10 protein-coding genes and 1 riboswitch are annotated in these 11,780 nt (G+C 42.5%); of the genes, 6 read left to right on the top strand and 4 right to left on the bottom strand.

The genetic code is table 11. The annotated features are described in order from the left end of the window. The first annotated feature begins 17 nt into the window (after positions 1-17). Both ACQCN2_RS11250 and ACQCN2_RS11245 read left to right on the top strand, forming a co-directional pair. Positions 18-233 (top strand): DUF951 domain-containing protein, encoded by a 216-nt coding sequence (locus ACQCN2_RS11250; protein WP_426929001.1) that lies wholly within the window; start codon positions 18-20, stop codon positions 231-233. Positions 234-322: 89 nt separating this feature from the next. Beyond that, a complete protein-coding gene (locus ACQCN2_RS11245) occupies positions 323-1,459 on the top strand; it encodes an Ig-like domain-containing domain (protein WP_426929000.1) in 1,137 nt (378 codons plus the stop codon). A gap of 178 nt (positions 1,460-1,637) precedes the next feature. Here the strand turns inward: ACQCN2_RS11245 and ACQCN2_RS11240 are convergent, their stop codons facing one another. Then, positions 1,638-1,733, bottom strand: a complete 96-nt coding sequence (locus tag ACQCN2_RS11240; RefSeq protein ID WP_426928999.1) for a YjcZ family sporulation protein — start codon at positions 1,731-1,733, stop codon at positions 1,638-1,640. A gap of 389 nt (positions 1,734-2,122) precedes the next feature. Between ACQCN2_RS11240 and pepF the strand changes: the two genes are divergently transcribed. Further along, complete coding sequence (gene pepF / locus ACQCN2_RS11235; RefSeq protein ID WP_426928998.1) at positions 2,123-4,039, top strand: oligoendopeptidase F; 1,917 nt, start codon at positions 2,123-2,125, stop codon at positions 4,037-4,039. A 53-nt stretch (positions 4,040-4,092) separates the two neighbouring features. On the opposite strand, the gene ACQCN2_RS11230 is transcribed toward pepF, so the two are convergent. From ACQCN2_RS11230 to ACQCN2_RS11220, 3 genes are all read right to left on the bottom strand, one after another. Beyond that, the gene (locus ACQCN2_RS11230; RefSeq protein WP_426928997.1) at positions 4,093-5,268 is read right to left on the bottom strand and encodes an ATP-grasp domain-containing protein; all 1,176 of its coding nucleotides are present in this window, start codon (positions 5,266-5,268) and stop codon (positions 4,093-4,095) included. Positions 5,269-5,371: 103 nt separating this feature from the next. Then, positions 5,372-5,455, bottom strand: a riboswitch (cyclic di-GMP riboswitch). A gap of 148 nt (positions 5,456-5,603) precedes the next feature. Continuing rightward, positions 5,604-6,890, bottom strand: a complete 1,287-nt coding sequence (locus tag ACQCN2_RS11225) for a dicarboxylate/amino acid:cation symporter (protein WP_426928996.1) — start codon at positions 6,888-6,890, stop codon at positions 5,604-5,606. A gap of 155 nt (positions 6,891-7,045) precedes the next feature. Further along, complete coding sequence (locus ACQCN2_RS11220) at positions 7,046-8,116, bottom strand: DctP family TRAP transporter solute-binding subunit (RefSeq protein ID WP_426928995.1); 1,071 nt, start codon at positions 8,114-8,116, stop codon at positions 7,046-7,048. 104 nt (positions 8,117-8,220) lie between these two features. Between ACQCN2_RS11220 and ACQCN2_RS11215 the strand changes: the two genes are divergently transcribed. The 3 genes from ACQCN2_RS11215 (at position 8,221) to ychF (ending at position 11,723) form a co-directional block, all read left to right on the top strand. Then, on the top strand, positions 8,221-9,819 hold the full coding sequence (locus tag ACQCN2_RS11215; protein ID WP_426929054.1) for an ATP-binding protein: 1,599 nt from the start codon (positions 8,221-8,223) through the stop codon (positions 9,817-9,819). After that, on the top strand, positions 9,812-10,507 hold the full coding sequence (locus tag ACQCN2_RS11210) for a response regulator (protein WP_426928994.1): 696 nt from the start codon (positions 9,812-9,814) through the stop codon (positions 10,505-10,507). Before ACQCN2_RS11215 ends, ACQCN2_RS11210 begins: the two co-directional genes overlap by 8 nt. Positions 10,508-10,622: 115 nt before the next feature. Continuing rightward, positions 10,623-11,723, top strand: a complete 1,101-nt coding sequence (gene ychF, locus ACQCN2_RS11205) for a redox-regulated ATPase YchF (protein ID WP_426928993.1) — start codon at positions 10,623-10,625, stop codon at positions 11,721-11,723. Positions 11,724-11,780 lie beyond the last annotated feature (57 nt).

The raw sequence follows: 11,780 nt of genomic DNA, 5'->3' as shown, positions 1-11,780 counted from the left end.
AGAACAGGAGATGCGGTATGGAGAGAAAACAGTTTGCCTTGGGTGATGTTGTAGAGATGAAGAAAGCTCATCCATGTGGAGCAAATGCGTGGAAAATCATTCGCATGGGAATGGACATTCGAATCAAGTGCACCGGGTGTCAACATAGTGTAATGATCCCCCGTTTAGAGTTTGAGCGGAAGTTAAAAAAAGTGATTATTCCTGCGGTGTCATCAGAAGAGAAGACGGAGTAGGAGTAGAATAAAAGGCGGGTACCTAAAAAAAATTGTAGGTACCCTTTTTCTTTTTCTATACTGGCACTAGAAAAGGGGGGATTCGTTTCATGTACCTTGGTAAAAGCAAGATTTCGGTGCTAGTATTTGTACTCTTATTGTTTTTCGGTTTGGGAAGTGATCAATCAATCTTAGCGATGGCGAAGAGTGCTTCCCCGACTATTACAGTTTCGCCGTCGAATGGACAAACTGGAGTGGAAGTGAGTGCTCCGATTACGATTCAATTTGGTGAATCGATCAAATTAGCGAACGGTGACCCACTCACGTCCAAAAATGCCGGCAAGATCGTTACTCTGCAAGCAGTAGATAAAAATCCCAACATCGAGATTGAGATGAAGTGGAGTCCGACGAATAAAAAGTTAACGATACAACCTAAAAATCCGTTACTGTTTGGAACGAAGTATCGTGTAGGATTTAAAAAGGGACAAGTGAAAAATCAGGCCGGTGTGTTAAATGAAGAAGTTTCCTCCGTATTCACTACAGAACGCAAAGAGCCGCCACTAGCTGTAGTTTTTGAGCCGAAGAATCAGGCAGTAGGTGTTCCGATCGACACGAAAATCAGAGTGGTGTTGAATAAACCGATGCTTCTAGCCAACAAGAAACAGATTACTGACGCCACGATCCCGACGTTCATCATCATAAGGGACGCTAAGCAAAAGAAACTAGCATTTACAGGACATTGGGATGATTCTAGTCAAACGGCGATCATAGATCCGGTTGGAAATCTGGCTCCGGGGACGACATATACCATGACCGTAATCGAAAAGAAGCTAAAAGATCGTCAGGGATTAATGAATGAAGAAAGCTTCAGTTCAACGTTTACTACTGAGGTACCAGTGGACGTGATTGCTCCAACTGTAACGGTTTTACCAGCACATGGTGCCAAGAATATCCCCTTGTCCGCAACAGTAACGATTCAGTTTGCGGAGGAGATTGTCTTGTCTACTGGAGAGGAGTTAAACAGCAAGACATTCAGCGATTTGGTGATGTTGCAAGATCGTCAACAAGCAACCGTCAAGTATTATGCTACATGGAACAAAAGCAAACGTATCATTACATTGCACGTGAAGGATAATTTAAAGCCTTACACTGCGTATACGATTCGAATACCTTCAGGAGTAGTAAAGGATTTGGCAGGCAATCCGAATGGCGAAGTTATCGCTACTTTCACAACCAAGGGAAAATGAGTAGATAAGTAAAAGGATGCAGCTCACATGGCTGCATCCTTCTTGTGTTAATAGACGCACTATCAACAATTCTTTTCGACATATGTGATTGACAAAAGACTCAACGTTCTCCGGGGCGCCAACGTTAGAGCCGGTATTTCTCTTGCTACAAACAGCCTGTTGATCGAATAGAGACGAATTAGTTTTCAGAAGTGCCAATAATTACGAGGAGGATGAAGAGTACCAAGATTAAAGCAAAATCATCACAACCGTGAAAAATACCCAAAGCTAACACCTCCGTATCCTAGATTCAATAACTATGCTATGACGGGGAAGATGGAGACGTTTGGGCTATAGCCTATACAGAAGGGAAATTTTTTGGGCGATCTAAAACAAAATTGGCGGTAGAGTGTGGATAAATTTAAAGTGTTCCAAACGCTGATGAGATAAGGAGAATTTCAACATTGTGGATGAATCCGTTAATGTGTTTTCCACAGAGTTATCCACAAAACAAAGAGAGTAGCAATATGATATACTTAAATATTCAGAATAGTCGATAATATTTGAAGGAAATTTATTAGGAACGGATAATTATTATAGGAGAAGTAAAGTTTAACAGAAAAAGGCATATTTGCAACTTTACTGCAAACGTTGAGCTTAAGGTCAATTCGAGGAGGATCATCTTTGAAAAAGATTGTGCTGACTTCATTAACGGCAGTGGCTGTAACCATTTCATCATTATCCGGTCCATTTTTCCCTTATCAACATATTGTGCACGCAGCCACTACAGTGGAAAAGGCCCCGGTATACAAGTCTCGTTCGGAGATCCCCGAACAGTACAGATGGAAGCTTGAGCATATTTATCCTACACAGGAAGCATGGTTAAAGGATGTAAAAAAAGTGGAGTCACAAGCGGGTTCCTTTGCAACTTTCCAAGGAAAACTGGGTGCTTCCGAAAAGAATTTGGTAAAAGCGCTTCAACTATATTCCGATTTGATGCGCAATCATGATAAAGCTTATATCTATGCCAAGTTGGCGATGGATGTGAATACGGCGAATCCTGATTTACAGGCACAAGCGGATCGCGCGGAAAAAATGAGCACGTATGTGAAAGAAAAAACCGCCTGGTTCACCCCCGAGTTAATTGATATACCGGAACAAACTTGGAATAAATATTTAAAACTTCCGGAGCTTGCTCCCTATAAAGCTTTTATTCAAGACCAATTGCGCACCAAGAAGCACACCTTGTCCAAAGACATGGAAGAGATGCTGGCACAGTCTAGCCCTTTGGCAAGCACACCGGAAGATATCTATCGGATGATTTCTAAAGACGTGAAATTCCCTTCTTACAAAAATGAAAAAGGGGAAGAAATACAGCTGACCCGATCGAATTTTGTTGCCTTAATGGATAATAAAAACCAAGATGTTCGCCGATCAACCTTTAAAACGTACTATTCAACCTTGCAGAATTATCAAGATTCTTTTGCGCAGGCCTTGTCGGGGAAAGTGAAAGCGACCAATTTTTATGCGAAAGTACGTAAATATCCAAGTGCCTTGGAGGCAAGTTTAACAGCGAATAATGTACCGACCAAAGTCTATGATGAATTAATTCAAACAGTCAACGCTAACCTTCCACTGCTTCATCGCTATCTGGAAGTGAAGAAGAAGATGCTGGGCCTTAAAGAGATGCACATGTATGATCTTTATATGTCTCCTGCACAACCAGCAGAAAATCGTTATATCCCGTTTGAAGAAGCGAAGGGAATTGTGCTTGATGGATTAAAGCCGCTTGGTGATGACTATACCAATGTATTAAAAGATGCGTTTGACAAAGGCTGGGTGGACGTTTATTCAACCGATGATAAACGGACGGGAGCTTACCAATGGGGAGCTTACGACACACATCCATATCTACTGTTGAATTACCAAGGAACAGCAAGTGATGTGTCCACGATCGCGCACGAGTTGGGTCATGCCATGCAGTCGTACTATACCAATCAGAAACAGACGTACCTTAATTCGGGCTATCCTATTTTTACGGCAGAAGTAGCCTCTACAATGAATGAAACGCTGCTATTTAAGAGTTTGTACGCGAAAGCCAAAACGAAGCAGGAGAAAATGTTTCTGCTGAATCAATACTTGGAAAACTTCCGAACTACTTTATTCCGACAGACACAATTCGCTGAGTTCGAGAAAGTCATTCATGAAAAAGAACAGGCTGGAGAATCGCTGAATGCGGAAGCCCTGAAGAAGATCTATCTGGATATTAACAAGAAATACTATGGAAAAGCAGTCGTATCGGATGAAGAAATTGCAATGGAATGGGCGAGAGTTCCTCATTTCTATTACAATTTTTACGTGTATCAGTATGCAACAAGCTTTGCCGCTTCTGTCGCTTTAGCTAAACAAGTCCTTGATGAGGGCAAACCTGCCGTAGATCGGATTAAAAACAACTTCCTGGCCGCCGGGAATTCGGCACCGCCTATTGAGGTACTGAAGGCAGCGGGTGTTGACATGTCCAGTTCTAAGCCTATTGAACAAGCGATGAAGGTATTTGAAGAAAACCTAACAGAATTAGAAAAGCTGGTAGATGAGAAGTAAACACGAAGAAGCCTCCTGAATTCAGGAGGCTTCTTGCGTGGCACAAACAAATCTTATGTAGTAACTGGTTCAAGACAGCGAAGAAACTGGCTTAAATCTAGTGTCAGCAGTCTTTTGTTTTCTTCCGAAGATTCACTTTTATAAAACAATACCGCAAAAGTAGCTGGATCTTTCGGGAATAGGGAGTAGGAATGAAGAACATGGGCGAATTGACGACGCAATCCTTCCTCGTCTACCGAAGAGATTATGTCTGGATCAATCGAGTTGGGAATACCTGCGCAAAAAAAGCTGTAGAGAGAATCATCCATCGAGGCAAGGATTGAGTCCCAATCCGGCTTCGTTTGTTTAATAAATGACTCATATGTGTTCACGCCATAAGCATAGAAACCTAGTTCGTTTGTACCGATTCCCGAGAATCTCAGGGGATTCACTTCAATCGGAACCAACTCTCCATTCTCTTTCATTCGAATTTCAACATGAAGCGGAAAGTTGTTTAATTTAGCCTTTTGACCGATTGTATGAAGAAAAGATTGAACGCTTGCCAAAGCTTCATTTAATACTTCCTTGCTTGTGTAGTAGATACGATCTGAGGTGTCTCCGTCATGGAAAAACATACGTTTGAATACGTTTAACACAACTGGCTCACCAGACTCGTTGTAATAGGCATCGATTGCATATTCACTACCTTGAATCCATTCTTCGATGATGAACGTACTCGAATCGTAAACAGTGTTAGAGTAAAGCTTATTCGATAGCTGAACCTCAGCCTTAATTAATTTGCTAACCGCATACCATTCATCTTGATTCACTACGCGATAAACACCTAAGCTTGCGTAACCAACTGCTGGTTTAATAATGATCGGGTAAGGTAAAGTGGCGGGGTTAATGGTAGCAAGTTCAGTAATGGATACTTCTCGGAAGAAAAAAGAAGGGTAGATTTGGCTTAACCAGCGGCGAAACGTCACTTTGTTTTTAAATAAAGAGATGTTTCTAACGAGCGAAGAGTCTGGAAGATGTTTTTCAAGTTGAGAAAACGCGTTTTCTGAATTTGTAAGGACCGGATAATGATTTTGTCTCATCAGATTCTGAATAAAATCCTGTTGTGTCAAAAGATTTAAACGGTGACGCTCTGGTACTGCTACATCTCCCATGATCATGACGGGCATCTGTGTATCTACTAAAGTGCTAGCCAGAAACGGGGAAACATAGGGCTTGTCCAAAATAAACAAGATTTCTCTCTCCCTTACCTTCAATATCTCTGTATGAAACGACAAAATAAAAAGCTACTCCAGGTGGAATAGCTATAAGACCAAAGATAAAACTTTGGAGCCATTCGGCAGCTCGGCTGTCATAGTTGATAACCTTAGACCCGTAGCTTTGCGTCCTCACTTTTCAATGAGTTTGCCATTTATCGAAATACATATACAATTGGTAGATTACACTACGAACGAAGTATAAATGAGGTTGGGAGTAATTACAAGGTTAAGGTAAATAGTCCTAATATTATTAAAAAAGGTATAGCCCGAGTGAGTCATTGGGGCTATACCTTTGGGTTCGGTCTATATTAACTAGATAAAGTAGTAGGGAAAGCAGGTGATACAGGAACATCATCTGTTTCTTCATCGATAGAAACAGCATTCGGGTTGAATTCATTTTCCATTTTGGATACGACCACAGTTGCAACACTATTGCCAATCAGGTTTGTAATGGCGCGAGCTTCCGACATAAATCGGTCTACACCGATTAGAAGGGCAATTCCTTCGACTGGGACCATTGGAAAAGCGGAAAGTGTGGCAGCTAAGGTAACAAATCCGGAACCAGTTACACCAGCAGCTCCTTTGGAAGTGAGCATCAGGACTCCAAGAAGTGTGAGTTGTTGTACCAGCGATAAGTGTATGCCGTACGCTTGTGCGATAAAGAGCGAAGCCATAGACAAGTAGATAGAAGTACCATCCAGGTTAAACGAATAACCTGTAGGAATAACAAGTCCGACAACAGATTTGGAACAGCCGTATCTTTCGAGCTTTTTCATAATTGGAGGCAATGCCGATTCAGAAGAAGAAGTTCCTAGAACCAGTAGAATCTCATCTTTAATATATTTTAAGAAGCTAAAAATGTTAAATCCATAGTAGCGCGCAATTGAACCAAGAATAACAACAATGAACAGGAACATTGTGATATAGACGGAACCCATTAACTTGCCAAGCGAGGTAAGAGAGGAGATCCCGAATTTCCCGATGGTATAAGACATGGCACCAAAAGCAGCAATAGGCGAAAGCTTCATGATCATGTTTACAATACCGAAAAATACGTGCGCAAACTTATCAAATAATTGCAAGATTGGCTTTCCGTTTTTGCCCATTGCAGCTAAGGACACTCCGAACAAAACGGCAAAGAACAGAATCGGAAGCATTTCCCCTTTGGCGAAAGCAGCCATTACGTTGTCTGGTACAATGCCAGCTAAGAAGTCAACGACTCCACTGCTTTCTTTGGCGGCAGATGTATATTTGCTAATGTCTCCATGCACCTTGCTCGTATCGATTCCCGCACCAGGTTGAACCAGATTTACGATCAGGATACCGATCGCTAAGGCAACCGTTGTTACGATCTCGAAGTAGAGAATGGCTTTTCCGCCGATCCGGCCAACTTTTTTTACATCTCCCATGCTTGCAATACCGCTTACAATCGTAAAGAAGATGATTGGACCAATGACCATCTTAATCATTTTAATAAATACATCCGCTAAAATCTTAAGATCTACCGCGAACTTAGGAAAGAATTGACCTACGAGGATACCGAGAATAATTGCAATGATAACTTGAACAGTCAGATTACGAAAGTTGAACTTCATCCCGTCACTCCCTTATACTAATTTTTCAGAAATATGAAAGCGCTTAATAAGAATTGTAAGTTCACCCGAATGAATTTAAAAGAATATGGTCATATTGTTCTTTTTGGTCGTTTTGGTCTACGAAAAAAATAAGCCTGGAGAGTGTTCTCCAGGCTTCATCGCGGTTGAGGATACGCGTATTTATTTCGAATTTGTTTTACCTTATTCACCAAACCATAGCCAATGGTGTCTGCATATTTGTTATACAGTGGATCTGTTGCTTGAATCCATTGATTACGCTGTTCATTCGTTAGTTCATGGATCTGGAGGACCGACATCGTGCGAAGCTCATTTAATTGCTTTTCATTCATAGAAACGGCCTTCTGGTTATTCCAAACACTCGTTTCTTGTAAAGCTTCCTGAATCTTGTCTTGAATGTCAGAGGGGAGTTTGTCCCAGAATGATTTGTTCACAATCACGGCATATCCCAAATAGCCATGGTTACTTAAGGTTAAATATTTTTGTCCAAGATACAGTCTTTTAGTAAATATATTTGAGATAGTATTTTCCTGCCCATCAACTGTTCCGTTCTCAATGTTTTGATAGACTTCATTAAAAGGAATTGGAACTGGCTGGGCGCCGAGCAGCCGATATTGATCTTCAAGGACTTTGCTTGGCATGATCCGAATTTTTTGTTCACGGAAGTCTTTGGGTGTAAGGATGGGATGTTGGTTGCTGGTTACTTGCTTGAAACCGTTGCTCCAGAAGGCCAGTCCTTTCATATTTTTTGACTCAAGGGTATGAAACAGAATCTGTCCGATCTCTCCGTGGAGCGATTCATCTACTGCTTGTTGGTTGGGGAAAGCGAACGGAAGATCTAGCACCATCCAGCTTGGGTATAGCGTAGAAATTTTGGAATAGGCTGGTGCGATCATCTGGATATTCCCCTGCCATAACGCCTGGAACTCGTCCTTATCGGAATAAAGGATGCCATTAGGGTAAACCTGTACTTCAACTTTTCCGTTGGTTTTTTCAGAAACAAGGTTAGCAAATTGATCAACAGCTAATCCTTTCGGTGTGTTTTCGGCAACGACGTGACTGAATTTGATGATGATTCGTTGATTAAGTCCTTTCTGTTCATCGTCGTAGGATAAGTTATTCGAGCCTAATTCAGAACGAAACCCAATGACGACAGCTGTTATCAAAATTCCAATAATAATGATGCTGATTCCGATGATTGATCTCATAAGCGAGGATCTCCATTTATTAAAGTTGATAAATTCTCTTTATTATTTCACAATATTTGTAGCGAGTAAATTCATCCATTCAAAGAGACAAAGGGGATATTCTTCTGTTAAAGAACGTAAAAATCCACTGGAAGATCACTCTGCTTTCCTTTGGCATTGTGCTGTTCTCTTTACTTATCGGAGGCATTATTGTTTTAGGCGGATTTATTAAAATGAAGGAAGATGAGGTTGGTCAGCGTTTGCTTATTACAGCGCGTTCGGTTGCGGAGATCCCTATGATCAAGGAATCGATAAATAAACCGGACGGCTGGAAAACCATTAACCCGATCACTAGACGACTACGCATGATTAATGATGCCACCTACATTGTCGTCATGGATATGAATCGAGTTAGGCTGTCTGATCCAATTCAAGAGCGGATTGGGACTAAGTCGATTGGCAGGGATGAAGATTTGGCTTTTGCCGAACATACTTACACTTCCAAGGTTGAGGGTGAATTAGGCACAGCAATACGCGCCTACGTTCCCATAATGGATGAAGAGCATCGGCAGATCGGCGTAGTCATGGCTGGACACCTTCTGCCAAGTATCAGTGAGATCCTCTACGATAAACAAGGCTATATCATGATAACCTTCCTGTTATCGGTCCTGTTTGGAATTTGGGGCTCTTGGCAGTTGGCCAAACACATGAAGAAGCAGATGTATAACTTGGAACCTCATGAGATCGCTCGGATTTTGCGCGAGCGGACAGATACTTTTCATGCCATGCATGAGGGTGTTATCGCGATCGATAATCAGGAGAACATCACGATATTTAATGAGAAGGCCAAGGAAATCTTTGGGATAACGGGTGAGGTAATCGGCCAGAATATTTGGGAAGTAATACCAGATTCCCGATTGCCCGAGATTCTTGAGCTGCAGCAGCCCATTTACAACCAGGAATTAAATGTGGGAAATACGATTATCATGTCCAACCGGGTACCGATTAAGGTCAATCAGCAAACGGTCGGAGCTCTGGCCATCTTTCAGGATTTGACGGAGGTAACCAATCTGGCGGAGGAGCTGACTGGAGTTCGTAAGTTTGTCGACGCACTGCGGGTGCAAAACCACGAACATATGAACAAGCTGCATACGATAGCGGGCTTGTTACAACTCGGAGCGGTTGATAAAGCATTGGAATATCTGTTTCAAATATCCGAACAGCAAAAGGAAATGACTGATTTTTTAACACAACAAATCCAAGACACCAGTATTTCCGGATTATTGCTAAGCAAGGTAAGCAGAGGGAAAGAGCTGGGCATTACAGTCACCATTGACCGAAGAAGCAACTTGGATCGCTTTCCGAATCAGATGGATCGACATGATTTTGTCATTATAATTGGAAATCTCATAGAGAATGCGTTTGATGCTCTACAACAAGTAGAACGGGAGAATAAAGAGGTCATCATCAGCATGGAACAAGACGAGGAAATCCTCTCTTTGTTGGTAGAAGATAATGGCTGCGGCATGGAACCGGAAGTTCAACAACTAATGATGGAGCGGGGCTTTTCGACGAAACAACAGGTTCATCGCGGGATTGGACTTAATCTAGTACATCAGATTATTTCCAGAACCAATGGAGAGCTGCGATGTGACTCGACTCCAGGTATGGGGACAAGCTTTGTTCTCACATTCCCGATGAAGGAAGGAAATACGCATGGATAATGAGCGGTTTTCCGTTTTGCTGATTGAAGATGATCCAATGGTACAGGAAGTGAACCGTCAATTCGTCGAACGGGTAGAAGGTTTTATCGTTTGCGGGATTGCTGGAAATGGGCGGGAAGGCTTGGAGCTTTTGAAGGAATTGAAACCTGATTTAGTGATTATGGATATTTTCATGCCGCTTTTGGATGGAATTGAGACCTTGCACGAGATACGTTCTGCGTCTTACCCGGTGGACGTCATCATTATTTCGGCTGCCAAAGAGATGACGACTATTCAAGAGACATTACGCAACGGTGCGATTGATTACATCATCAAGCCATTCAAGTTTGAACGCATGAAACAGGCGCTGGAGAAATACAGGCATTTTCGAGCGAATTTCACTGAAAAGAGGACGGTTACGCAGTCGGAACTTGATCATATTATCGCAGGTAGACGGGTTTCCACAGATATTGAACAGGATAATCTGCCCAAAGGACTCAATTCACTGACACTTAAGCAAGTGGTCTACTTTATGATGGAACAACAGACAGCGCTGTCCGCTGATGAGGTTGCCGACCAAGTCGGAATCGCTAGGGTAACGGCTAGACGGTACCTGGAATTCCTTGAGAAAACAGGAAAGCTGACACGCGACATTCAATACGGTGGGATTGGGCGCCCTGTTAATCGTTATCGCCTGTCGCAGAGATAAATGGGACCAATGTGGGGCTTAGTGGAGTGGTTTTTAATTCAATTGTAATCTTGTGGGCAAATCTTTATACTGAAAAGGATGCCTATATTATCGGATAATAAGGAGTTGTTTATAGATGGGAATGTCATGTGGGATCGTAGGGTTGCCGAACGTAGGAAAATCGACCCTGTTTAACGCGATTACCCAAGCGGGGGCGGAATCTGCCAATTATCCGTTTTGTACGATTGATCCAAACGTAGGGATTGTAGAAGTTCCAGATCCTCGTTTGACTAAATTGACCGAAATCGTTGTGCCGAACAAAGTGGTTCCTACCGCTTTTGAATTTGTTGATATTGCCGGTCTGGTAAAAGGAGCAAGCAAAGGCGAAGGTTTGGGTAACCAGTTCTTGGCTCACATCCGTGAAGTAGATGCGATCGCTCAGGTTGTTCGCTGCTTCGAGGACGAGAACATCACACACGTAGCGGGTAAAGTAGATCCTTTAAGCGATATTGAAACCATCAACCTGGAGCTTGTCTTCGCTGACCTGGATTCGGTTACTCGTCGTATTGAGCGCATTGGCCGCAAAGTAAAAGCGGGCGATAAAGAAGCGAAACAAGAGCTGGATGTATTGGAAAAGCTGCAAGCTGCTTTTGAAGAAGGCCATGCGGCTCGTGCTGTTGCGTTGGACGAAGAAGAGCAAAAGCTGGTTCGTGATCTGCATTTGCTCACGATCAAACCAATGATGTACGTATGCAATGTGGCGGAAGATGAGATTACCAACTATGAGAGCAATCCTCATGTGCAAGCGGTTAAGGCTCATGCCGCTACTGAAGGCGCTGAGATTGTTGTCATTAGCGCCAAAGTAGAATCCGAGATTGCCGAGCTTGAAGGAGAAGACAAGGATATGTTCCTAGAAGAGCTTGGTTTGCAGGAGTCGGGTCTTGATCGTTTGATCCGCGCAGCGTACAACTTGCTTGGTTTGGTTACCTACTTCACGGCTGGGGTGCAAGAAGTTCGTGCCTGGACGATCAAACAAGGCATGAAAGCTCCACAGGCTGCTGGTGTCATTCATACTGACTTTGAACGCGGATTTATTCGTGCAGAATTAGTAGCATATGATGACTTGGTGGAAGCAGGTTCAGTGAATGCTGCTCGTGAAAAAGGTAAGTACCGTCTTGAAGGAAAAGAATACATCGTGAAAGACGGCGATGTTATTCACTTCCGTTTTAACGTATAATTTCCACCTTGCCTAGCAAGGAGTAATTTGATACAATACAAGAATGCGAGTATTTTA

Source organism: Brevibacillus ginsengisoli (genome assembly GCF_050113715.1).
GTDB classification, from domain to species: domain Bacteria; phylum Bacillota; class Bacilli; order Brevibacillales; family Brevibacillaceae; genus Brevibacillus_H; species Brevibacillus_H ginsengisoli.
Note: the sequence above shows the minus strand (reverse complement) of the source record. Positions and strands in the feature narration are given on the sequence as shown.